The sequence below is a fragment of the Delftia sp. Cs1-4 genome, assembly GCF_000214395.1.
Classification (GTDB): Bacteria; Pseudomonadota; Gammaproteobacteria; order Burkholderiales; family Burkholderiaceae_C; genus Comamonas; species Comamonas acidovorans.
In genome coordinates this window covers 5725703-5749100 of sequence record NC_015563.1, presented here as the reverse complement: position 1 = coordinate 5749100, position 23398 = coordinate 5725703, and the positions used below count along the sequence as shown (strand labels likewise).

The 23398-nt window shown below is 68.6% G+C and carries 21 protein-coding genes; 10 read left to right on the top strand and 11 right to left on the bottom strand.

The features are described from left to right. The first annotated feature begins 44 nt into the window (after positions 1 to 44). The 5 genes from DELCS14_RS25235 to DELCS14_RS25215 all read left to right on the top strand — a co-directional run bounded on the left by DELCS14_RS25235 (position 45) and on the right by DELCS14_RS25215 (position 3633). Positions 45 to 815 (top strand): class II aldolase/adducin family protein, encoded by a 771-nt coding sequence (locus DELCS14_RS25235; RefSeq protein WP_012203336.1) that lies wholly within the window; start codon positions 45 to 47, stop codon positions 813 to 815. Positions 816 to 823: 8 nt separating this feature from the next. After that, positions 824 to 1753 (top strand): glyoxylate/hydroxypyruvate reductase A, encoded by a 930-nt coding sequence (locus DELCS14_RS25230; RefSeq protein WP_013804140.1) that lies wholly within the window; start codon positions 824 to 826, stop codon positions 1751 to 1753. Positions 1754 to 1907: 154 nt separating this feature from the next. Then, positions 1908 to 2906, top strand: coding sequence for a tripartite tricarboxylate transporter substrate binding protein (locus DELCS14_RS25225; RefSeq protein ID WP_013804139.1), 999 nt, complete (start codon positions 1908 to 1910; stop codon positions 2904 to 2906). A 161-nt stretch (positions 2907 to 3067) separates the two neighbouring features. Then, positions 3068 to 3352, top strand: coding sequence for a hypothetical protein (locus DELCS14_RS25220; RefSeq protein WP_013804138.1), 285 nt, complete (start codon positions 3068 to 3070; stop codon positions 3350 to 3352). Then, on the top strand, positions 3313 to 3633 hold the full coding sequence (locus DELCS14_RS25215; RefSeq protein WP_013804137.1) for a type II toxin-antitoxin system mRNA interferase toxin, RelE/StbE family: 321 nt from the start codon (positions 3313 to 3315) through the stop codon (positions 3631 to 3633). The genes DELCS14_RS25220 and DELCS14_RS25215 overlap by 40 nt, the downstream gene beginning before the upstream one ends. A gap of 85 nt (positions 3634 to 3718) precedes the next feature. Here DELCS14_RS25215 and DELCS14_RS25210 read toward each other — a convergent pair whose 3' ends face one another. Next, positions 3719 to 4765, bottom strand: a complete 1047-nt coding sequence (locus DELCS14_RS25210) for a helix-turn-helix domain-containing protein (protein ID WP_013804136.1) — start codon at positions 4763 to 4765, stop codon at positions 3719 to 3721. A 96-nt stretch (positions 4766 to 4861) separates the two neighbouring features. On the opposite strand from DELCS14_RS25210, the gene DELCS14_RS25205 reads away from it, so the two are divergent. After that, complete coding sequence (locus tag DELCS14_RS25205) at positions 4862 to 6238, top strand: amidohydrolase (RefSeq protein WP_013804135.1); 1377 nt, start codon at positions 4862 to 4864, stop codon at positions 6236 to 6238. A 165-nt stretch (positions 6239 to 6403) separates the two neighbouring features. Here DELCS14_RS25205 and DELCS14_RS25200 read toward each other — a convergent pair whose 3' ends face one another. Both DELCS14_RS25200 and DELCS14_RS25195 read right to left on the bottom strand, forming a co-directional pair. Further along, positions 6404 to 6973 carry a VUT family protein gene (locus DELCS14_RS25200; protein ID WP_013804134.1) on the bottom strand — a complete coding sequence of 190 codons (570 nt, stop codon included), beginning with the start codon at positions 6971 to 6973 and terminating at the stop codon, positions 6404 to 6406. Continuing rightward, positions 6970 to 8754, bottom strand: coding sequence for an FAD-dependent protein (locus DELCS14_RS25195; protein WP_013804133.1), 1785 nt, complete (start codon positions 8752 to 8754; stop codon positions 6970 to 6972). Before DELCS14_RS25195 ends, DELCS14_RS25200 begins: the two co-directional genes overlap by 4 nt. A gap of 325 nt (positions 8755 to 9079) precedes the next feature. On the opposite strand from DELCS14_RS25195, the gene ggt reads away from it, so the two are divergent. Next, positions 9080 to 11068, top strand: coding sequence for a gamma-glutamyltransferase (gene ggt / locus DELCS14_RS25190; RefSeq protein WP_013804132.1), 1989 nt, complete (start codon positions 9080 to 9082; stop codon positions 11066 to 11068). A gap of 382 nt (positions 11069 to 11450) precedes the next feature. Continuing rightward, complete coding sequence (locus tag DELCS14_RS25185; RefSeq protein WP_012203366.1) at positions 11451 to 12407, top strand: tripartite tricarboxylate transporter substrate binding protein; 957 nt, start codon at positions 11451 to 11453, stop codon at positions 12405 to 12407. A 5-nt stretch (positions 12408 to 12412) separates the two neighbouring features. Here the strand turns inward: DELCS14_RS25185 and DELCS14_RS25180 are convergent, their stop codons facing one another. Genes DELCS14_RS25180 through pcaB form a run of 3 tightly spaced genes read right to left on the bottom strand, consistent with a single transcriptional unit; the run spans position 12413 to position 16270 of the window. Continuing rightward, positions 12413 to 13846 carry a class II fumarate hydratase gene (locus DELCS14_RS25180; protein ID WP_013804131.1) on the bottom strand — a complete coding sequence of 478 codons (1434 nt, stop codon included), beginning with the start codon at positions 13844 to 13846 and terminating at the stop codon, positions 12413 to 12415. A gap of 4 nt (positions 13847 to 13850) precedes the next feature. Beyond that, positions 13851 to 14843, bottom strand: a complete 993-nt coding sequence (locus tag DELCS14_RS25175) for a tripartite tricarboxylate transporter substrate-binding protein (protein WP_012203368.1) — start codon at positions 14841 to 14843, stop codon at positions 13851 to 13853. Between the two features lie 44 nt (positions 14844 to 14887). Beyond that, positions 14888 to 16270, bottom strand: coding sequence for a 3-carboxy-cis,cis-muconate cycloisomerase (pcaB, locus tag DELCS14_RS25170; protein ID WP_013804130.1), 1383 nt, complete (start codon positions 16268 to 16270; stop codon positions 14888 to 14890). Between the two features lie 97 nt (positions 16271 to 16367). On the opposite strand from pcaB, the gene DELCS14_RS25165 reads away from it, so the two are divergent. Beyond that, positions 16368 to 17114: a GntR family transcriptional regulator gene (locus DELCS14_RS25165; RefSeq protein ID WP_013804129.1), complete on the top strand. Its 747-nt coding sequence runs from the start codon at positions 16368 to 16370 to the stop codon at positions 17112 to 17114. On the opposite strand, the gene DELCS14_RS25160 is transcribed toward DELCS14_RS25165, so the two are convergent. From DELCS14_RS25160 to cysK, 3 genes are all read right to left on the bottom strand, one after another. After that, on the bottom strand, positions 17111 to 18967 hold the full coding sequence (locus DELCS14_RS25160) for an ABC transporter ATP-binding protein (protein WP_013804128.1): 1857 nt from the start codon (positions 18965 to 18967) through the stop codon (positions 17111 to 17113). The genes DELCS14_RS25165 and DELCS14_RS25160 overlap by 4 nt on opposite strands. A 139-nt stretch (positions 18968 to 19106) precedes the next feature. Further along, positions 19107 to 19238, bottom strand: a complete 132-nt coding sequence (locus tag DELCS14_RS31440) for a hypothetical protein (protein WP_013804127.1) — start codon at positions 19236 to 19238, stop codon at positions 19107 to 19109. Between the two features lie 41 nt (positions 19239 to 19279). Then, entirely contained in the window at positions 19280 to 20197 is a 918-nt protein-coding gene (cysK, locus tag DELCS14_RS25155) for a cysteine synthase A (RefSeq protein ID WP_013804126.1), read from the bottom strand. Between the two features lie 140 nt (positions 20198 to 20337). Between cysK and DELCS14_RS25150 the strand changes: the two genes are divergently transcribed. Further along, on the top strand, positions 20338 to 21273 hold the full coding sequence (locus tag DELCS14_RS25150; RefSeq protein ID WP_013804125.1) for a LysR family transcriptional regulator: 936 nt from the start codon (positions 20338 to 20340) through the stop codon (positions 21271 to 21273). 20 nt (positions 21274 to 21293) lie between these two features. On the opposite strand, the gene DELCS14_RS25145 is transcribed toward DELCS14_RS25150, so the two are convergent. Next, positions 21294 to 22664 (bottom strand): amidase, encoded by a 1371-nt coding sequence (locus tag DELCS14_RS25145; protein WP_013804124.1) that lies wholly within the window; start codon positions 22662 to 22664, stop codon positions 21294 to 21296. A gap of 50 nt (positions 22665 to 22714) precedes the next feature. Continuing rightward, positions 22715 to 23392, bottom strand: a complete 678-nt coding sequence (locus DELCS14_RS25140) for a DUF2848 domain-containing protein (protein WP_013804123.1) — start codon at positions 23390 to 23392, stop codon at positions 22715 to 22717. Between the last annotated feature and the right edge of the window lie 6 nt (positions 23393 to 23398).

Sequence of the window (23398 nt, the reverse complement as noted above, 5' to 3'; positions counted from 1 at the left end):
GGCGGAGGCTTTCTCCAAACGATGTCCACCAAGAGGTACACCCCATGAGCAACGACACCACGATGTCCGAGGTCCGCCGCCAGGTGACGGCCGAGGAATGGCAGACCCGCATCGAGCTGGCCGCCGCCTACCGGCTGGTCGCCCACTTCGGCTGGGACGACCTGATCTTCACCCACATCTCGGCGCGCGTGCCGGGCCAGCCCGACCAGTTCCTGATCAACCCCTACGGCATGCTGTTCGACGAGATCACCGCGTCCAGCCTGGTCAAGGTGGACCACGAGGGCCGGCCGCTGATGGAGACCGAGTATGACGTCAACCCGGCCGGCTTCGTCATCCACAGCGCCATCCACGACGGCCGCCCCGAGGTGCAGTGCGTGCTGCACACGCACACGCGCTACGGCGTGGCCGTCTCGGCGCAGAAGGAGGGGCTGCTGCCCATCTCGCAGCAGTCCATCTTCCCGCTGGCGCGCCTGGCCTACCACGACTACGAAGGCGTGGCCCTGCGCGACGACGAGAAGCCGCGCCTGGTCGATGACCTGGGCGCCAGCAACTTCCTCATCCTGCGCAACCACGGCCTGCTGACCTGCGGCCGCAACGTGGCCGAGGCCGTGCTGGCCATGTACACGCTGGAGTCGGCCTGCCGCATCCAGATCCTGGCGCAGTCGGGCGGCGGCGAGCTCACGCGCATCCCGCAGGACATCATTGCCGACGCGGTCAACCAGTCGCGCCAGGTCACCAAGGGCAAGGGCGCAGGCCTGGCCTGGCCCGGCCTGCTGCGCCGCCTGGACCGCATAGACCCTTCTTACAAGGACTGAAGGAAACCATGGGAATTCTGGTCAATATCCACCCGAGCATGGGCGCGCCCATCGTCGACTCGCTGCGCTCGCTGGCGCCCGGCGTGCAGGTCTGGGGCCACCGCGAGGAGGCGCCGGCCGATGCGGTCGAGGCCATGCTCGCCTGGAGCCTCAAGCCGGGCGTGCTGCCGGCCTATCCGGGCCTGAAGCTGCTGTGCGCGCCCAGCGCGGGCGTGGACAAGCTGCTGGCCGTGCCCGACCTGCCGGCCGGCCTGCCCGTGGCGCGCACCGTCGATCCGCAGCAGCATGTGGAGATCGCACAGTACGTGGTCGGCACCGCGCTGCGCCACACGCGCGAGCTGGACCTGTTCGAGCGCCAGCAGCAGGCCGGCGACTGGCTGCGCCGCCCCGTGCGCGCCAGCGCAGACTGCCGCGTGGGCATCCTGGGCCTGGGCGAGGTCGGCCGCTTCGTGGCCGGCGCCATGCAGGCCATCGGCTACCCCGTCGCCGGCTGGAGCCGCAGCGCCAAGAGCATTGCAGGCCTGGCCACGCACAGCGGTGCCGAAGGTCTGAAGCAACTGCTGTCCACCAGCGATATCCTGGTCTGCGCCTTGCCGCTCACGCCCGAGACGCGCGACCTGCTGGACCGCCGCACCCTGTCCCTGCTGCCGCGCGGCGCCTACTTCATCAACGTGGGGCGCGGCGAACAGGTGGTGGAAGACGACCTGTTGGCCCTGCTCGACGAAGACCACCTGGCCGGCGCCGCGCTGGACGTGCTGCGCGACGAACCGCCCCAGCCCGGCAACAAGGTCTGGGGCCATCCCAAGGCCTTCGTCACGCCGCACATCGCGGCCCAGGCCTCGGCCGACACCGTGGCGCGCCAGTGCCTGGAGAACCTGCGTCGCCTGCGCGCGGGCGAGCCGCTGCTCAACCTTGTGGATGTGGCGCGGGGGTACTGAGCCCTTTTTCCATCCGACGCTGCGCTGTTGCGTGGCGTTTTTTCATCGCCGGGCCGCCCCAAGATGAAAAGCGGCCCCCTTGGGGGGCAGCGGACCTTGCGCAGCAAGGGTAGCGTGGGGGCCATTTTTCAACTGAGAAGAATCCAGAGACACCATGCCTTCGACTTCCCGCCGCGGCTTTTTGCAATCGACCGCTGCCGCCGCTGCAGCAGCCACCACCACCGTGCTGGCCCCCTCGGCCTGGGCCCAGAGCCCCTGGCCCTCCAAGCCCATCCGCATCATCGTTCCCTACACGGCAGGCGGCTTCACCGACCAGATGGCGCGCCTGCTGCAGGTCGGCCTGCAAAAGGCCCTGGGCCAGCCCGTCATCGTGGAGAACAAACCTGGCGCCAACAGCATCATCGGCGTGGACCAGATCGCCAAGGCCGCGCCGGACGGGCACACCTTCGGCGTGGTCATCGCGGCCTATGCGGCCAACACCACGCTCTATCCCAAGCTGCCCTACAACCCGAAGAAGGACCTGGTCGGCGTCTCGCTCATGGGCGTCTCGCCCCTGGTCGCTGCCGTGGCCATGAACGCGCCCTTCAAGACCACGCCCGAGCTGATCGCCTATGCCAAGGCCAATCCCGGCAAGGTGGGCTTCGGCTCCTCGGGCAGCGGCTCCAGCGCCCACCTGACCACCGAGCTGATGAAGCTGCTCACCAGGACGGACATGGTCCACGTGCCCTACAAGGGCGCCGCGCCCGCGCTGGCCGACCTCATGGGCGGCCAGATCCCGCTGTTCCTGGACCCGCCGCCCAACCTCATCCAGCCCGCCAAGGCCGGCCGCATCCGCCTCATCGGCGTGGCCAGCGACAAGCGCCTGGCCGCGCTGCCCGACGTGCCCACCTTCGTGGAGCAGGGCTACGACGGCTTGCTGGGCAGCACCTGGGCGGCCATGATCGCGCCGGCCAGCGTGCCGCGCGAGATCGTGCAGCGCATGTCCGCCGAGGTGTCGCGCATCATCCGCAGTGCCGAGGTGTCGCAGCGGCTGGAGCAGGTGATGGGGACGTTTGCGGAGGGGTCCACGCCTGAGGAGTGCGATCGGTTCATTGCTGCCGAGACGGAGAAGTGGGGGAGGGTGATTCGGGAGGCGAAGGTGACGGTGGATTAGGTTCTTCTTGTTCTCGGGTCTGTTTTTGTCCCTGTCCCGTGCCTGCTCGTCCAGCTCCATCCGTCAGGCCTGGGTGACCTTGATGCCATGCCGATACATCTGTGTGGCATTGTCCTATGTGCTACCTTGTACGTACCCTGTAACACATGAGAGCCCGCGCCATGAGCGAAGCAACTTTCACCTTCCGGGTCGATGAGGTCCTGAAAAACGACTTTGCCACCGCCGCCAAAGCCTGCGACCGCACGGGTGCGCAGTTGCTGCGCGACTTCATGCGCTCATATGTGCAACAGCAGGAACAGACTGCGGCACATGACGCATGGTTGCGCGCGCAAGTGCAGGTCGGCATCGACGCGGCCAACGCGGGCGAGGTGCTGTCTGCCGATGAAGTGGAGGCAGAAGCACGGGCATGGCGGGCCGAAATGCGCAGGAAGATTTCCGCGCCGTGAAGCTGGTATGGACACGTCCAGCAGCCGCCGACAGGCGGGAGATCCGTGCCTACATCGCTCAAGACAATCCGTCCGCCGCGCTGGCCCTTGACGAGCGGTTTTCCGAAATAGCGGGGCATTTGATCGACCATCCCCTGCTTGGCCGAGTCGGGCGCGTCGCCGGCACGCGCGAACTGGTGGTGCATCCCAACTACATCCTGGTCTATGACATGATCGCCGACAGCGTGCGTGTGCTGCGCGTCCTGCATGCGGCCCGCCAGTGGCCGCCGCAGCGGACATAGCCGTATCCCGGACGGGGAGATCCGGTACGCGCATGGATCGACGCGACGCAGGAGTCGATGGTCGATGCCCATCCCGAAGCGGTGTTCAAACGTCTATGCCCGTAGCCCTCCCGTCCAGGGCATCGACCCTCCACCGCCTCCTGGGCGCCCTCAACGCATGCCTTTCCCGATAGGCCGCAGGCGCCATCCCCACATACCGCAAGAACACCCGCCGAAACGCCGAGGCATCCCCATACCCGCAGGCCAGCGCCACGGACGGCACGCTCTCCAGCGTGATCTCCAGCAGCACCCGGGCCCGCGCGCAGCGCAGGCGGTGCAGGTGGTCCAGCGGGCTGTGGCCCAGTTCCTGCTGGAAGTGGCGCAGCAGGGTGCGCGGGCTGGTGGATGCCGCGTCCGCGAGGGCCTGCAGGTCATAGGGCTGCTCCACGCGCGCCTCCAGCCAGGCGATGGCATGGGCCAGCACGCTGTTGCGTGTGGCGGGAATGCGGCGGTCCTGCAGGGCGGCGCGGGTGGCGCGTTCGCGCTGGGCATCGGGCTGCAGCACGGCGGCCAGCGCTGCGGCCAGGTCGTCGCCGAAGGCATGGCGGGTGAGCGCGACGGCCATGGGCGCCAGGGCCTCGGGGTGGGAGGCGCTGAGCCAGGGCCTGTCGTCCACGAAGGGCTGGCCCTCGGCCAGTTCGATGCCCGGGAAGTCCAGGCCGAAGCCACCCATGAAATACCAGGGCAGGGCCACAAGCCGGCCCTGGCAGCGGCCGCCCGCTGCCGCAAACCAGGCGGCGCTGCCCAGCGTGCAGACGGCCAGGCCCTGGTCGAAGGCCGTGGTGATGCGGCGCACCAGGGCCGGATGCGCGGCGACGATGTCGCGGATGGAGGGAATGTCGGGGCAGTGCAGCGCGCTCACGAAGACGGCCTGCGCGGGCCCCTCGGCTGCCGCGCCTTCGGTCGCATGCGGCATGGCGGGCAGGGGCCGGCCCTGGCCGTCGACCCAGCGCCAGCCAAAGCGTGGCGCGCGCCGGCCCAGGCGCAGGCTGGCGACCAGGTTGGCGCTGCGCAGCATTTCGACCAGGTGCGCGGCATGGCCGATGGCGCTGTGCTCCAGGCAGGGCAGCTCGATGATGAAGGCTCGGGGCATGGCGGTTTTGGCTCCTCGAATGGCGATTTTGACGTGCCCGTCATACGTGCTTCACTTTTAGCATGGCTGCTTGTGCCACTTTCCAGGACCACGAAGATGCTCCACACCAGCGCCGAGACAAAGCCTTCCTCCTCCCCGCGCACAGGCCTGCGCTCCATCGCCCTGGCCGGGCTGCTGGCCTGCGGCCTGCCACTGGCGGCCAGCGCCCAGGGGCTCGATGCACAGGGCCTGGCGGCCCTGGATACCGCCATCCAGCCGCTGGCGCCCAAGATGGTGGAGTGGCGCCGAGACATCCACCAGCACCCTGAACTGTCGGGGCAGGAAGAACGCACGGCCAAACTGGTGGCCGATCACCTGCGCCGCCTGGGCATGGAGGTGCAGACCGGCGTGGGCGGTACGGGCGTGGTGGGCGTGCTGCGTGGCGGCCAGCCCGGCAAGACCGTGGCGCTGCGTGCCGACATGGATGCGCTGCCCGTGGCCGAGAAGACCGGCCTGCCCTTTGCCTCCAAGGCCAAGGCCCAGTACATGGGCAAGGAGGTTTCGGTCATGCATGCCTGCGGGCACGATGCCCACGTGGCCATGCTCATGGGCGCAGCTGAGGCGCTGGCCGGCATGCGCGCGAAGCTGCCCGGCACGGTGAAGTTCATCTTCCAGCCCGCCGAGGAAGGCGCCCCGGTGGAGGCCGATGCCCACGGCCATGTGCCCAGCTTCGGCGCCAAGGCCATGGTGGAGGCCGGCGTGCTCAAGGACGTGCAGGCCATCTACGGCCTGCACATCACGGCCAACCTGCCCTCGGGCATGGTGGGCTATCGCAGCGGGCCGCTGATGGCGGGCTCGGACAGCCTCAGCATCCAGGTCGAGGGCCGAGGCGGCCATGGCTCGTCGCCGTGGAATGCGGTCGATCCCATCGTCGCGGCCAGCCAGGTGGTGCTGGGCCTGCAGACCGTGGTCAGCCGCCAGCTCAACATCAGCCTGGAGCCGGCCGTGCTGACGATCGGCTCCATCCAGGGCGGCACGCGCTACAACATCATCCCGGACAACGTGGAGATGCAGGGCACGCTGCGCACCTTCGACGAGGACATGCGCCAGGAGGCACACAAGCGCATCACCGCCACGGCCGAGCAGATCGCGGCCTCCAGCGGCGCCAAGGCCAAGGTGCGCTTCGGCCCCGTGGCCTATCCGGTGACCACCAACCCCGCGGCACTGACCGAGGCCTCGCTGCCCGCGCTCAAGCTGGCCATGGGCGGCAAGGCCATGGTGATTCCCAAGGTCAGCGGCTCCGAGGATTTCTCGGAATTCCAGAAGGTGGTGCCGGGCTTCTTCTACTTCCTGGGCGCGCCGCCGGCCGGCCAGGACTTTGCCAAGGCGCCGTCCAACCACTCGCCGCTGTTCGACATCGACGAGAAGCAACTGCCCACGGGCGCGCGTTCACTGGCCGCGCTGGCCGTGGACTACCTGCAGCGCAACCCATAGTTATTGGACTCCCCCTGAGCGGCGGACGCCGCTTCCCGTTGCACGGCGCCCCCTCTCTCGCTACGCGGGAGGGGGACGGCACCCTCGCTGCGGGGCGGCGCGGCCGGCGTCGGCCCTTGCTCGGTGCCCTGGCTTGAGATCGAGTCCGTGCGAACCGCGTCGGCTTTATTTGGCGCTGGCGATTGCCGATGGGCCTTTCCACCACCGGGCGATGGCGAGCCGGAAGGGCAGCAGCAGCGCCACGCCCAGCACCAGCTTGACGCCCAGGTCGCCCAGGGCCCAGGTCACCCAGGGCTCGGCGGCGCCTGCGAAGGCGATGCTCCAGAACAGGAAGGTGTCCAGGCAGGCGGCCAGCAGCGTGGCCACCAGGGGGGCACGCCACCAGCGGCCCGCACGCAGGCGGTGGAACACGCCGATGTCCAGCCACTGCGAGGCGATGAAGGCCGCGCCGGAGGCCAGCGCGATGCGCGGCGGCGCCAGCACCAGCGAGGCGGCCACGGCCACGGCAAAGCCCACCCAGGCCACGCGCCGGGCCTGCTGCGGGCCGAAGCTGCGGTTGACCAGCTCGCTCACCAGGAAGGCGAACGGATAGGTGATGGCGCCCCAGGTCAGCCAGTCGTTGATGGCGTACTGCACCAGGATGTTGGACGACAGCACCACCACGCCCATGGCTGCAATGGCGGTCAGCAGCTGGGTGCGCGAGGGGGCGGCGAAACGGGGCGGGCGCGGTGTCATGCTGCGCCACCGGAGCCGCGTGCGCCCGACGAGGGCAGGGGCAGCCCGAGGATGGCGCAGGCCACGGCCTCGCCCACCTTGACGCCATCCACGCCGGCCGACAGGATGCCGCCCGCGTAGCTGGCGCCTTCGCCGGCCGGGTACAGGCCGCGCGTGTTCAGGCTGTGGAAGTCCGCGCCGCGCTCGATCTTCACGGGCGAGGAGGTGCGCGTTTCCACGCCGGTGAGCACGGCGTCGTGCATGTCGTAGCCGCGGATCTTCTTGCCGAAGGCGGGCAGCGCCTCGCGCATGGCCTCGATGGCGTAGGCCGGCAGCACGTGGTGCAGGTTGGTCAGCGTGATGCCGGGCTGGTAGGAGGGCTCGACCTCGCCCAGCGCGGCCGATTCCTTGCCCGCGATGAAGTCGCCCACCAGCTGGCCCGGCGCGTTGTAGTTGCGTCCGCCCAGCAGGTAGGCCTTGGTCTCCAGCTGGCGCTGCAGCACGATGCCTGACAGCGGGTGCAGTTCGCCGTCCTTGAGGTCTTCCACGCCATGGGTCTTGCCGTCGAAGGCCCAGGCAAAGCTCTTGGCATCGCGCGGATAGTCGGAGGGGTCGATGGCGCAGACCATGCCGGCGTTGGCATTGCGCTCGGCGCGCGAGTACTGGCTCATGCCGTTGGTGACCACGCGCTCGGGCTCGCTGGTGGCCGCCACCACGGTGCCGCCCGGGCACATGCAAAAGCTGTAGACCGCGCGCCCGTTGCTGGCGTGGTGCACCAGCTTGTAGTCGGCCGCGCCCAGCAGCGGGTGGCCGGCATGCCTGCCCCAGCGCGCCCGGTCGATCAGGCCCTGCGGATGCTCGATGCGAAAGCCCACCGAGAACGGCTTGGCCTCCATGTGCACGCCGCGTTCGTAGAACATGGCGAAGGTGTCGCGTGAGCTGTGGCCCAGGGCCATCACGGCATGGTCTGTCTCCAGCCACTGGCGCTCGCCGCTGTCCTGGTCCAGCACCTCCAGGGCGGTGAGATGGCGGTCCTCGCCCTCGCCCTCGATGCGCATGTCACACACGCGCTGGCCGAAGCGGATCTCGCCGCCCAGGCGGATGATTTCCTCGCGGATGCCCTCGACCACCTTCACCAGCTTGAAGGTGCCGATGTGCGGGTGCGCGGCATAGAGGATCTCGGGCGGTGCGCCGTGGGTGACGAATTCCTGCATCACCTTGCGGCCCAGGTGGCGCGGGTCCTTGATCTGGCTGTAGAGCTTGCCGTCGGAGAAGGTGCCTGCGCCGCCTTCGCCGAACTGCACATTGGACTCGGGCACCAGCTCGCGCTTGCGCCACAGGCCCCAGGTGTCCTGGGTGCGCTCGCGCACCGAGCGGCCGCGCTCGATCACGATGGGCCTGAAGCCCATCTGTGCCAGCACCAGGGCCGCAAAGATGCCGCAGGGCCCGAAGCCCACCACCACGGGCCGGCGCTGCAGGTCGGCAGGCGCCTGGCCCACGGCATGCCAGCGCATGTCGGGCGTGGGGTTCACATGGGCATGGCTGGAGAACTGCTCCAGCAGTGCGGCTTCCTGGCTCTCGTCGGCCAGCGTCAGGTCCACGATGTAGACGGCCAGCAGCTCGGACTTGCGCGCATCGAAGCTGCGCTTGTGCACGTGCACGGAGGCAATGGCCTCCTCGGCAATGCCCAGCTGGCGCGCGGCCAGGGCGCGCAGCGGCTCCAGGGGCAGATATTCGGTGTGGCTGTCGGGGTGGTATTGCACCGCCGACAGGGGCAGTTTCAGTTCAGAGACGCGGATCATGGCTTGTACCTATCAAGCAGAGGGCCGGCGATGGTAAGCCAAAGTGGGCGACCGCACAGGCTGCGGGCCGCACAGCCTTGGGGTGTGCTCGGGTTCGGATTTTCCGCCAGATATTCCTGGTCCTGATGTCGTCCCGATCCGGGCACGGACCTTGCATGCAGGGCCGGCCATCCGCGAGCGGGGTCCTTCAGCCCCGGTCTGACGGGGTGGCTGCATCTGCGCGAAGTGGTGGTGGAACGGATGTAAGCTCGCGGCAAGCCTGCGGGCGGGTGCTGCCCCAGGTGAACAAGATCAACGCATTCCACGCACCACAAGGAGACATTTCATGAAGCAACCCCCTTCCAGGCAACGCCTGCCTGCATGGCAGTGGATCGGCCTTGCGGCCGCCACGCCGCTGTTCCTCGCATCGTGCGGAGGCGGCGGCAATGGCGGATCGGGCCAGGACGACCTGGCCGCCTGTGCCATCACCTCGGGCGATGGCAGCGTGGTCGTGGGCTCGGGCCTGCCCGGTGATCCGGCCGCACCCGAACCCTCGTCGGGCTACCGCCTCGGCAAGAAGGCCCTGCACACCTCCAAGTACATGGTGGTCACGGCCAACCCGCTGGCGTCCAAGGCCGGTTGCGAGGTGCTCAAGTCCGGCGGCTCGGCCGTGGATGCGGCCGTGGCCGTGCAGATGGTGCTGGGCCTGGTGGAGCCGCAGTCCAGCGGCATCGGCGGTGGCGCCTTCATGCTCTACCGCGATGCAGCCACGGGCAAGGTCGTGGCCTATGACGGCCGCGAGACCGCGCCGGCCGCCGCCACGGAAAACTACCTGCGCTACGTGGACGACACCGCCGACCAGACCGCGCCCAAGCCCTCGGCGCGCGCCAGCGGCCGCTCCATCGGCACGCCGGGCGTGGTGCGCATGCTGGAACTCGCGCACAAGGACTACGGCAAGACCGCGTGGCCCCAGCTGTTCAATTCGGGCATCGACCTGGCCAGCAAGGGCTTCCCCATCAGCGGTCGCATGGCTGCGGCGCTGGACGGCTCCAAGGTGGAACTGGCGCGCGACGCCGATGCCGCCAAGCTCTACTTCGATGCCCAGGGCAAGCCGCTGGCGCTGGGCGCCAAGTTCGTCAACCAGCCCTATGCCGACACGCTGCGCAGCATCGCCAATGGCGGCGCCGACGCCTTCTACCGTGGCGACCTGGCCCAGGCCATCGTCAGCAAGGTGGGCGTGACGCAGACCGTCTCGGACGGCGCACCCATCACCCCCGGCAAGACCACGCTGCAGGATCTGGCCAGCTACGAGGCCAAGCGCCGCGAGGCCGTCTGCACCACCTACCGTGCGCGCTACATGGTCTGCAGCATGCCGCCGCCGTCGTCGGGCGGCATCGCCGTGGCCCAGGCCATGGGCATTCTGGAAAACTTCGACCTCAAGGCCTATGCGCCCACGGCCATCGATGGCGAGGGCGGCAAGCCCTCGGTGATGGGCGTGCACCTGGTCAGCGAAGCCCTGCGCCTGGCCTATGCCGACCGTGACAAGTACGTGGCCGACACCGACTTCGTGTCCCTGCCCGGCGGCTCGCCGGCCCTGATGCTGGACAAGAGCTACCTGCGCCAGCGCGCCGCCCTCATCTCCACGACCAAGAGCATGGGCACGGCCCAGGCAGGCAACTTCGGCACGCCTTCGCAGGGCGTGGTCGATGTCAAGGAGGCCGGCACCACGCACATGAGCATCGTCGATGCCAAGGGCAACGCACTGAGCATGACGACCACGGTGGAGTCCAGCATGGGCTCCTTCCACGTCACGCGCGGCTTCGTGCTCAACAACCAACTGACCGACTTCGCTGCCATCCCCAGCACCACCGAAGGCCCGGTCGCCAACCGCGTGCAGCCAGGCAAGCGCCCGCGCAGCTCCATGGCGCCCACGCTGGTGTTCGACCTGAAGACCGACGGCACCGCCGGCGACTTCAAGATGGCCACCGGCTCGCCGGGCGGCAGCACCATCATCCAGTACGTGACCAAGACCCTGGTCGGCGCGCTGGACTGGGGTCTGGATGCCCAGCAGGCCACATCGATGGTGGACTTCGGCGCGGCCAACAGCCCGACCACCAACGTGGGCGGCGAGCACCCCAACATCAACACGGCCAATGGCGGCAACGACGATCCGCTGGTCAGCGGCCTGCGTGCCCTGGGCCATGTGGTGTCCATCAGTGCGCAGTCCAGCGGCATCGGCACCATCTTGCGGGTGCAGCGCAATGGGCAGGCGCAGCTGGAAGGTGGGGCTGATCCGCGCCGTGAAGGGCTTGTTCTGGGCGATACCGTTCGCTGATTTTGGTCTGATGATTGGCTGAGGAAGGCGCTGCTGGCAGGGATGCTGGTGGCGCTTTTCTTTTATGGGGTCCATAGCCTACCCCCGGCAGGGACAAAAAAACATCCCTGAATGGCAGCCGCTCTGAAGGCATACGCCCCGTAACTGTCACGTCAAAGACATGCCCCAATCACCGCGATGCGCACAAAAAGCAGCCCACAAACTCTGCAAACCAAGTAACCACGTCACCCTCCGCTATAGAGTTCCACTCCCCGCACCCACGCTGCGCGTTTTCCCCAGACGCCCAAACGCTACGGGCTTGCCCGAATCCATGGTTGGCATGCATCCATCTAAATTGAACAGCAGCAAGTTCGATGGTCGTGAGCCTCTGAGGAAGATGGAAATGCAAAGACGAGTGTTTGGCGCATGGATGTGCGCATCGGTCCTGATGACGGGCGCAGCATGGGCGCAGGACAGCTATCCAAGCCGCCCCATCAGCCTGGTCGTGCCCTACGGCGCGGGCGGCGTGACCGACGTGGTGGCGCGTGCGCTGGCCCAGGGCATGGGCAAGCAGCTGGGGCAGACCGTGGTGATCGAGAACAAGCCCGGCGCAGGCGCGTCCATGGGCGTGATGGAGATGCGCACGGCCAAGCCCGATGGCTACCGCCTGACGCTGGCGCCCGTGAGCATCTTCCGCCAGCCCCACATCCAGAAGGTGCAGTACGACCCGGTGCGCGATCTCAGCTACATCGCCACCTACATGACCTATGACTTCGTGCTGGCCGTGCCCCAGGACTCGCCGTTCAAGACGGTGCAGGATCTGGTCGAGTTCGCCAAGAAGAATCCGGGTGCCGTGGATTACGGCACGCCGGGCAAGTTCACGGCCAACCACGTGGTGATGGCGCTGCTGGAGCAGGCCACGGGCGCACGCTTCACGCATGCGCCCTTCAAGGGCGATGCCGAGGCGCTGAACTCGCTGATGGCCGGCCACATCAAGTCCGGCGTGTACGCCAACACGGTGCTGCCGTACCTGAGCTCGGGCAAGCTGCGTGCCCTGGCCTCGGCCTCCGAGGTGCGGCCCGAGGCCTTTGCCAACGTGCCCACGTTCCGCGAGGCCGGTTATGCCTTCGATGTGCCCTCGCCCCTGGGCATTGCCGGGCCGCGCGGCCTGCCGCCCGAGATCGTGCGCAAGCTCGAAGCCGCCATCAAGGCCGCCATGGACGATCCGGCCTTCCGCCAGGTCGTCGGCAACTACGGCGTGCGCACGCAGTTCCGCGGCAGCCAGGAGTACACGGCGTTCGCCAGGAAGGCGTTCGAGGACGAGAAGAAGATCGTGCAGAACATAGGCCTGGAGGATTGAGGCCGCTACGCGGGCGGCAGCCCGGCCATGGCCCGCAGGTCCACCAGCCGGTCGTACTCGGCCGCCGTGACCAGCCCCAGCGCCACGGCCGCCTCGCGCGGCGCAATGCCGCGTGCCATGGCCTCGCGCGTGATGCGTGCCACGGCGTCATAGCCCAGCACCGGGTTGAGCGCGGTGGCCTGAAGCAGCGAGTGGCTGACCTGCTGCTCCAGCCGCTCGGTGTGTGCCTGCAGGCCGGCCACCAGCTTCTCGGCAAACACGCGGCTGGCGTCGCCCAGTGCGCGCATGGCGCGCAGCAGGTGGTGGATCAGCACGGGCTTGGCCACGTTGAGCTCGAAGTGCCCGGCCGAGCCCGCCAGCGTGACGGTGAGGTGGTGGCCCATGGCCTGGTAGGCGGCCTGCACCACGACTTCGGCCACGGTCGGGTTGCGCTTGCCCGGCATGATGGAGGAGCTCAGCCCATCGTCGGGAAACACCAGCTCCCCCAGGCCGCAGCGCGGGCCTGAGCCCAGCAAACGGATGTCATTGGCCATCTTCGCCAGCGAACCGGCCACCACGTTGAGCGCGCCCGAGACCTCGATGAGCGCATCGTGCGCGGCCATGCCTTCGAACTTGCAGGGGTTGGGCGTGACCGCCAGGCCCGTGAGCGCCTGTATCTCCTCGCAGAAGACCCGGTCGAATCCGGCCGGCGCGTTGAGCCCCGTGCCGGCCGCCGTGCCGCCCTGGGCCAGGCTCCACAGACGGGGCTGGGTGGCCTGCAGCCGGTCCATGCCGTGGCCCACCTGGTGGGCAAAGGTCTCGAAGCTCTGGCCCAGCGTCATGGGCACGGCGTCCATCAGGTGCGTGCGCGCCACCTTGAGCACGCCGGCAAAGGCCAGGGCGCGTTCCTGCAGGCGCTGCTGCAGCTGTTCCAGGGCGGGCAGCAGGTGGTCGCGCAGCTCCAGCGCCGTGGCCAGGTGCATCACCGTGGGAAAGCTGTCGTTGGACGACTGCGAGGCATTGACATGGTCGTTGGGATGGACCGGGCTGCGCGTGCCCGGGGGCTGGCCCAGCATCTGGTTGGCGCGGTTGGCGATGACCTCGTTGGCATTCATGTTGGTCTGCGTGCCCGAGCCCGTCTGCCAGATGGTCAGCGGGAAATGCGCGTCCAGCAGGCCGTCGCGCAGTTCGGTGGCTGCGTCCTCAATGGCCGCGCCGCGCTCGTCGTCCAGCACGCCCAGGCGCCGGTTGGCACGCGCTGCCGCCAGCTTCTGCAGCCCGAAGGCGCGGTACAGGCCCTGCGGAAAACGCTCCTCGCCAATGGTGAACAGCTCCAGCGCGCGCTGGGTCTGCGCGCCCCAGAGTCGGTCGGCAGGGATGTGGACGGGGCCGAAGGCATCGTGCTCGATGCGGGTATGAGCTTGGGTCTGTGCCTGGGCCTGGGTGCGTGTCTGGTCCATGGGCTCAGTCCAGCGAGATCTTCGCGTCGGCCGCCACCTTGCGCCAGCGCTCCACCTCGGCGGCCGTGTGGCGGGCCAGGGCTTCGGGCGCGTATTGATCTGCGGGCAGCAGGCGTATGCCCTGGGCGGCCATTCTGTCGGTCCAGGCCTTGTCGGCCAGGGCCTTGGTATAGGCCTGGTAGACCTTTTGCACCACGTCGCGCGGCGTGCCCTTGGGCGCGTAGATGCCGTACCAGGTGGCGGTCTCGAAGCCGGGCAGCAGCTTCTGGCCCAGCGCTGCCGCGCCCGGGAACTGCGGCATGGGCTTGTCCGAGGTGAGCGCGATGGCGCGGATGCGCTCGCCCGCCAGCTGGGGCAGGGCGGTGTTGGTCTGGTCGAACATGGCATCGACCTGGCCCGAGATCACATCGGTCATGGCCGGTGCCGCGCCCTTGTAGGCCACCTGGGTGATCTCCATCTGCGCGCGGCTGGCGAACAGCGCCGCCACCAGGTGCGAGGTCGATCCCACGCCCGCGTTGCCGAAGTTCAGCCGGCCCGGGTTCTGCTTGCCGAAGGCCACCAGCTCCTCTGCCGTCTTGTACGGGGAGTTCTTGCCCACCAGCAGCACCAGCGGCGTGTCGGGGAAGCGGAACACCGCCTCGAAGTCCTTGACCGGGTCATAGGCCAGCTTCTTGTACAGCGACGGCGCCGCGCCCATGTAGCCCATGTGGCCGACCAGGAAGCTGTAGCCGTCGGGCGCCGAGCGCGCCGCCTTGGCCGCGCCGATGGTGCCGCCCGCGCCCGGAACGTTCTCGATGATGATCTGCTGGCCCAGTTGCGTGCTGGTGCGCTGGGCGATGTCGCGCGCCATGGCGTCCGTGGGGCCGCCGGCCGCGAAGGGCACGATCCAGGTCAGCGGCTTGGCGGGGTAGCCGCCCTGGGCGTGCGCGGCCAGGGCGAAGGTGGTGGCGGCCAGGGCAAGGGCCAGGCGTGGCAGGCGGGGAAGATGGAAAGGCATGGTGTTGTCTCCTGTAGTGCTGTGTTCTGTCCTGGGCCGGAGTGTCAGCGGCCGCTGGCTGTATGGGCGCGCGACAGCGCAAGGGCGCGGTCCACCATCTGCGGGGCCTCGCCCAGGTAGTTGCGCGGGTCGGTGAGGCGCTGCAGCACCGCGCGGTCGAAATGGGCCGTGACTTCGGGCAGGCGGGCCAGCGCATCGGCCAGCGTGCCGCCCTCGGCGTTGACGCTGCGGCAGGCGGCATAGACGATGTCGTGCGCCTGCTGGCGGCCCGTGTGCGGGGCCAGGCCCATCATCACGGCCTCGGCCACGATCAGGCCGTCGGTCATGTCCAGGTTGCGGGCCATGCGTTCGGGATCGACGATGAGGCCGCCCAGCATGAAGCGCGCCTGGTGCAGGGCGCCAGCCGAGAGCACGAAGCTCTCGGGCAGGGCCACCCATTCGGCGTGCCAGGGGCCGGTGGCGCGCTCCAGGTCCTGGACCATGGCGTCCAGCATCAGGCCCGCATGCTGGCGCACGGCCTTGGAGGCGGCCAGCATCAGCTCGCTGGAGATGGCGTTGCGCTTTTGCGGCATGGTGCTGCTGGCGCCGCGCCCGGTGACGAAGGGCTCGAACACCTCGCCGAACTCGGTGGAGGAAAGCAGCATCACGTCGTAGGCGATCTTGCCCAGCGAGCCGGTGACCAGGGCCAGGAAATTCACGGCCTCGGCCAGGCCGTCGCGCGCCACATGCCAGGTGGTGGCGGGCACGCCCAGGCCCAGTTTTTCCATCAGCAATTGCTGCACTTCCAGGCCCCGTCCGCTCAGCGAGGCCAGCGTGCCTGCCGCCCCCGCGAACTGGCCCACCAGCACGCGCGGGCGCAGTTCCTGCAGGCGCTGGGCATGGCGGTCGAACATGGCCAGCCAGATGGCGGCCTTGTAGCCGAAGGTGATGGGCAGGGCGTGCTGCAGGTGCGTGCGGCCGGCCATGGGCGTGTCGCGGTGGCGCTCTGCCAGGTCGGCCAGGATGGTTCGCAGCGCGGCGATGTCGGCATCGACCAGGTCCAGCGCATCGCGCACCTGCAGCACGGTGGCCGTGTCCATGATGTCCTGGGTGGTGGCGCCCCAGTGGATGTAGCGGCCTGCGTCGCCGCACTGTTTCACCAACTGGTGCACCAGCGGCAGGATGGGGTAGCCGACAATGTCGGTTTCCTTGCGCAGCAGCTCGAAGTCCAGCGCTTCGAGGCTGCAGCGCTGCGCGATCTCGTGTGCGGCCTCGGCCGGAATCACGCCGCAGCGGCCCTGGGCGCGTGCCAGCGCGACCTCGACCTCGATGTAGCGCGACACCAGCGCGCTGTCGGCGAAGATGGCGCGCATGGCCGGGGTGCCGAAGGCGTCGCGGAACAGCAGCGAATCGATGGCGGTGCTGGAGGTGAAGGACGGAAGGGTCATGGTGCGCAATTGCAATTAAGTTCGGACATATCGATATTTTTATTTATGTACGTACATTACGAACATCCGGGTTTGCCTGGGGTGAGGGCCTGCGCCCATGGCTGAGACACGCTATGCCCAGGTGGCGCGCGACCTGTCCGAGCGCATTGCCTCGGGTGAATACGCCGTGGGCGCCCTGCTGCCCACCGAGCTGGAGCTGTGCGACCGCTATGGCGTGAGCCGCCACACCGTGCGCGCCGCGATTGCCGAGTTGCAGCAGTCAGGGCTGGTATCGCGGCGCAAGAAGGTGGGCACGCGCGTGGAGGCGGCGCAGCCCCATGCGCACTACCGCCAGGCGCTGACCTCGCTGGAGGACCTGGTGCAGTTCGGCGCCACCCATGTGCGCGAGGTGCGGCGCATCGAGGAGGTGGTGCTGGACCAGGACCTGGCCGCCGAACTGGACTGCCCGGCCGGCAGCCGCTGGCTGGCCATCTGCAGCCTGCGCCGCGACGGCGCCGCGCCGCACCTGCCCATTGCCTGGACCGTGGTCTATGTGGATGCGCAGCGCTTTGACACGCAGGAACTGGCCGAGCGCGTGCGCGCCGCGCCCGAGTTGCTGGTCAGCAGCCTGCTGGAGCAGCAGTACGGCCTGCGCATCGCGCGGGTGCGGCAGGCCGTGGTGGGGGCGCTCATTCCGGATGCGCTGTCGGAGGAATTGCAGGCCCCGGCCGGGTCAGCGGCGCTGAAGATCGTGCGCCGCTACCTGGATACCGATGGGGAGTTGATGGACCTCAGCGTGACCTTGCACCCGGCCAGCCGCTATACCTTGCATACGCAGCTGGACCGGGATCTGGCGAGCGTCTAGCCGTTGGCGTTGGCAGCTTCCGAGCCCTGCTCTGCGAGGAAGCCGCCGCTCTGGTGCGACCACAGCTTGGCGTAGATGCCGCCCAGCTCCAGCAGTTGCTGGTGCGTGCCCTGCTCGACGATGTGGCCCTGGTCCATGACGATGAGCCGGTCCATGGCCGCGATGGTCGAGAGCCTGTGGGCGATGGCGATCACGGTCTTGCCGTGCATGAGGCTGTCCAGGCTTTGCTGGATGGCCGCCTCGACCTCGCTGTCCAGCGCGCTGGTGGCCTCGTCCAGCAGCAGGATGGGCGCGTCCTTGAGCATGACGCGCGCAATCGCCACGCGCTGGCGCTGGCCGCCCGACAGCTTGACGCCGCGCTCGCCCACCTGGGCGTCGTAGCCGCCACGGCCCTTGAGGTCGGTCAGCGTGGCGATGAAGTCCGAGGCCTCGGCCTTCTGCGCGGCGGCCAGCATCTCCTGCTCGGTCGCGTCGGGGCGGCCGTAGAGGATGTTGTCGCGCATGGAGCGGTGCAGCAGCGAGGTGTCCTGCGTGACCATGCCCACCGCGCCGCGCAGGCTGTCCTGCGTGACGGTGCGGATGTCCTGGCCGTCGATGGTGATGCGCCCGCCCTGGGCTTCATGGAAGCGCAGCAGCAGGTTCACCAGCGTGGACTTGCCCGCGCCCGAGCGGCCGATCAGGCCGATGCGCTCGCCGGCGCGGATGTGCAGGTTCAGGTGGTCGATCACCTGCTTGCCGCCGTCCTTGTAGGCAAAGCTCAGGTCCTCGAAGGCGATGGCGCCGTGCGTGACCTGCAGCGGCCTGGCGTCGGGCGCATCCACGATGGTGCGCGGCTTGGTCAGCGTGAGGATGCCGTCCTGGATGGTGCCCACGTTCTCGAACAGGCCCGTCATCTGCCACATCACCCAGTGCGAATAGCCCATCAGGCGCAGCGCCATGGCGATGATGGCCGCCACCACGCCTGCGCTGGCCTGTCCGGCCGACCACAGGTACAGCGCCGTGCCCGCCGAGCCCACCAGCAGCATCGTGATCATCAGGTGGTTGACGATCTCGAACTGGCTGACCAGCCGCATCTGCGCATAGCCCGTGGACTTGAAGGCCTCCATGGCGTTGCGCGCGTACTCGGCCTCGCGGCGCGTGTGGGCGAACAGCTTGACGGTGGCGATGTTGGTATAGGCATCGGTCACGCGGCCCGTCATCATGGAGCGTGCATCGGCCTGCTCCTTGCCGATCTTGCCCAGGCGCGGAACGAAGTAGCAGCAGGCGCCGATATAGGCGGCCAGCCACAGCGCAAACGGAATCATCAGCCGCCACTCGAAGCTGGCCGCCAGGATCAGGATGCCGATCATGTAGACGCTCACGCCCACCAGCACATCGACCACCATGAACACCACTTCGCGCACCGACAGCGCGGTCTGCATGATCTTGGTGGTGATGCGGCCCGCGAACTCGTCGGCATAGAACGACATGCTCTGGCCCAGCATCAGCCGGTGGAACACCCAGCGCAGCCGCATCGGGAAGTTGATGGCCAGCACCTGGTGCATCACCGCCGTGTGAAAGGCCAGCAGCAGCACGCTGGACAGCAGGACGGCAGCAATGCCCCACACCGTGCCGCGCTGCTCTGCCCAGAAACCAGCCGGCGACACCGTGGACAACCAGTCCACCACATGGCCCATGAGGGCGAACAGCGCCGCCTCGTAGACGGCCAGCAGCGCCGAGGTGCAGGTCAGCAGCGCGATCCAGCCGCGCATGCCTTGCGTGCAGGCCCAGATGAAGGCAAAAAATCCCTTGGGAGGGACCGTGGGCTCGACGCTGGGATAGGGCGGAACGCGTTTTTCAAAGAAACCGAACAAGATTTTTTTACTCCTTGGTCAGACCATCGTAGGCCAGAGTCGGGTTTGCCCGATGCGCGTTCAGCATGACCTTTGGGCGCAACATGTTTTGTAAGAAATCTCCACACAACTGTCCTACGCGTGGGTTCGCGCCCGGATTTCAGTGCAGGGGGAACACCGCGCCGTGGGGAAGATTGTCCGCGTCCGGGGCCGCTTCGTTGTGCGCGAACGGGGAATGCAGCATGCCGCTGGCGGCAACAAAAAAGGCCTCTTGCGAGGCCTTGTGTTTCATGCCGCAGTGCAGTGCACTGCAGCGGACGGGGCTTGCCGCCGTCAGGCCGGCAGGAAGCCTTCCACCGACAGGTAGCGCTCGCCCGTGTCGTAGTTGAAGCCCAGCACCTTGGCGCCTGCGGGCAGCTCGGGCAGCTTTTGCGCAATGGCGGCCAGGGTCGCGCCCGAGGAGATGCCGACCAGGATGCCTTCCTCGCGGGCCGAGCGGCGTGCGTACTCGCGCGCGGGTTCGGCCTCGACCTGGATCACGCCGTCCAGCAGGCTGGTGTCCAGGTTCTTGGGCACGAAGCCTGCGCCAATGCCCTGGATGGGGTGGGGCGAGGGCTGGCCGCCCGAGATCACGGGCGAGGCGGCAGGCTCCACGGCAAAGACCTTGAGCTGGGGGAACCTGGCCTTGAGCACCTTGGCCACGCCGGTCAGGTGGCCGCCCGTGCCCACGCCGGTGATCAGCACATCCAGGCCTTCGGGGAAGTCGGCCAGGATTTCCTGGGCCGTGGTGCGCACATGCACGTCGATGTTGGCGGGGTTCTCGAACTGCTGGGGAATCCAGGCGCCGGGCGTCTGGCTGGCCAGTTCCTGGGCGCGGGCGATGGCGCCCTTCATGCCCTTTTCCTTGGGCGTGAGGTCGAAGCTGGCGCCGTAGGCCAGCATCAGGCGGCGGCGCTCGATGCTCATGCTCTCGGGCATGACCAGCACCAGCTTGTAGCCCTTGACGGCGGCCACCAGGGCCAGGCCGACGCCGGTGTTGCCGCTGGTGGGCTCGATGATGGTGCCGCCGGGCTGCAGGGCGCCGGACTTCTCGGCGTCCTCGACCATGGCCAGGGCGATGCGGTCCTTGATGGAGCCGCCGGGGTTGCCGCGCTCGGACTTGATCCACACATTGGCACCGGCGCCGAACAGGCGGTTGATGCGCACATGGGGCGTGTTGCCAATCGTTTGCAGGATGTTGTCAGCTCTCATCGGACCTCCGCGAGTTGGGGTGGTGGTTGGACAGTCGGGGGTGGCGCGCAGACGCTGCGCGAAAACCAGGCATTCATTGTGCACGCAGCTGTTCTATGCATGGGCTATATCGATATGGCCTGGACGGCTAACATCGCCGCATGAATCTACGGTTCCTGGAAACCTTTGTCTTGCTGGCCGAGCTGCGCAATTTCCGCATGACGGCCGAGCGGCTGTACACCACGCAGGCCGCCGTCTCCAGCCGCATCGCCACGCTGGAGCAGGAGTTCGGCGTGCGCCTGTTCGACCGTGGCGTGCGCGAGGTCACGCTGACGGCCGACGGCGCCAAGGCCCTGGTCCATGCTGAGCGCATGCTGCGCCTCATGCGCGAGATGCGCGAGGACATGCTGGACAAGCAGGCCTATGCCGGCGTGATCCGCATCGGCGCCATCGAGTCCATCGTGCACAGCTGGTTTCCCAACTTTCTGGCGCTGCTGCAGCAGCGCTATCCGCGCCTGCAGGTGGAGATCGCCTGCGACACCACGCTGCACATGTCCGATCAATTGGTGAAGGGCCAGCTGGACCTGTCGCTGCAGGCCAAGCCCGTGACGGCGGCTGGCGTGGGCCATCTGTCGCTGGGTGAATTTCCCATGGCCTGGGTGGGCAGCCCCAAGCTGGGCATTGGCGACGAGACCCTGAGCCTGGCCGAGCTGGCGGCCTTTCCCATCATGTGCTTTGCGCGCGGCTCCGAGCCGTATGCGGTGATCGAGCAGTTGTTCTCCACCGAAAGCAGCGCCTCGGTGCACCTGAACTGCATCGCCTCGGTGGCGACCATGATCCGCGTGGTTTGCGACGGCCTGGGCGTGGCCGCCGTGCCGCCGGCCATCATCCAGCGCGAGCTGGCCGAGCAGCGCCTGCGCCTGCTGCGCGTGGACCGGGAGTTCCCCTCGCTGCCGCTGGTGGCCTGCTTTCGCAACGATCACCAGAACCCGCTGACCGAAGTGGTGGCGCGCGCGGCCGAGGAGACCGCCGCCGCCTTTGCGCTGAACCACGGCCAGGCCGTGGCGCGGCTGCCGGGCAGCGGCCTGGGCGGCTAGGCCCGAGGCCACCTGGTCGATCAGCCCTGCGCCGAAGCCAGCAGCTGCTCCACGGCCAGGGCCACGGACAGCAGTCGCCGGTCCTGCCCGCCGAGGCCGGCCAGGCTCAGGCCCACGGGCGCCTCGCCTGCGCGCTGGCAGGGCAGGGAGATGGCGCAGCCGTCGAGGAAGTTGATCAGCGTGGGGTTGCGCAGGATCAGGCCGTTGGCGCCGAAGTAGGCCTCGTCGCTCTGCGTGAGGTCGGCGATCTTCGGGGCGACCACGGGCACGGTTGGCATGACGATCAGGTCATGGTCGGCCATCTGGGCGCTGACGGCGGCAATCCACTGCCTGCGGCGTGCCAGCAGGTCGATGTAGTCGGCCGCGCTGATGTCCTTGCCGCGCAGGATGCGCGTGCCCACGCGCGGGTCGTACTCGGACAGGCGTGTGGCGATGTGGTGGCGGTGCCAGGCCCAGGCCTCGGCGGCCGTGAAGCCGCCCTTGGAATTGATGTCGGCCAGCTCGCCGAAGGGCGCGACCACGGCATGGGTGATGTGGGCGCCCGCCTGCGACAGCAGGGTCAGCGTGCGCTCCCAAGCGGCGGCCACGGTGGCGTCCATGCCGTCCAGCACCACGTTGGTGGGTGCCAGCAGGCGCAGGCCCTGCAGCGGCGCGGCATGCAGCTCGCCCAGCGGCTCGCCGCTGAGGATGGCGTCCAGCGTGGCGCAGCAGCGCACGCTGGGGGCCAGCGGGCCGATGGAGTCCAGGTTGGCCGACAGCGGCAGCACGCCCTCCATGCTCACGCGGCGCGCCGTGGGCTTGAAGCCCGTGAGCCCGCACAGCGCCGAAGGAATGCGCACCGAGCCGCCCGTGTCCGAGCCGATGGCCGCCATGGCCATGCCGTCGGTGACCGAGATGGCCGCGCCCGAGGACGAGCCACCCGGGATGCGGCCGCCGTCCTCGTCACGCTGCCAGGGATTGCGCGGCGTGCCGTAGTGCGGGTTGATGCCCAGGCCCGAGTAGGCGAACTCGGTCATGTTGGTCGTGCCCACGATGACGGCGCCGGCCTGGCGCAGGCGCTGCACCACTTCGGCCGTGCGCTGCGCGGGCGGTGCGTCGGCCAGCAGGCGCGAGCCGCCCAGCGTGGGAAAGCCGGCGATGTCGAACAGGTCCTTGACCGAGACCGGCAGGCCCTCGATGGGCGAGCGCGCCAGGCCGGCCGCACGCAGCACGTCGCTGGCACGGGCCTCGGCCAGGGCCGCGCCCTGGAACACGCGCGTGAACACCTTGGGGCCTTCCCCCGACATGGTGCGGGCCAGGGCCTGCTCGGTCAGCTGCACCGAGGTGGTTTCGCCGCCATGCAGGCGCTGTGATGCCAGTTCCAGGCTGGGCAGGGGGAGGGCTTGGGTCATGTGGGAAGTCCTGTGGGTGAAGGCGGGCGTGGGCGGATCGGAGTCGGGGCTCAGGCCACGACGTCCAGCAGTTCGCTGCGGTAGCTGTGGCGGATGGAACGCTGGCTGCGGGGATCGTACAGCTCCATGGAGAACTGCGTCGAGGGGCGGATGCCGCCGATGGCGCCCACCGTGCCGCAGGTCATGCCGCAGCCTGCGGGAAGCAGATCCTTGCCGCCCGTGAAGCCTGCGATCAGGTCCTGGGGCGTGCGCAGGCTGGCCAGCGTGCCTTCCTGGTAGAGCACCTCGCGGCCGTCTTCCACGATCCACGAGCGCACGACGAGCTCATCCCAGTGGCCGGCCACGTCGGCAAAGCGCCAGGCCTGGGTGGCCACGGGCTTGACGCAGGCCTGCTTGGAAAAGGCCACGCTGTAGGCTTCCAGCTTGCGGTCCGTGTGGTCGGAGGCCAGGCTCACGAACATCTCGCCTTCGTGCGTGAACACGAAGACCTCCACCTCGCCCGAGGAGTCCGGGCCCAGCACCTGCAGCGCGCTGCGCTGGCTCAGCTGGTTGCTGGAGATGCGGTAGTACAGCGGCACGGCGCTGGGGCGCGGGATGCCGATGGCGGCCAGCTCCTCGATGTGGTGCTCGATGGCCTCGCGGTCGCGGCCGGCCCAGCCGGCGACGATCAGGGTGTCGAATTCAGGGGCGAAGGTCTGGCCCTCAGGGGTGGTGAACTGCAGTTGCATGGCAGG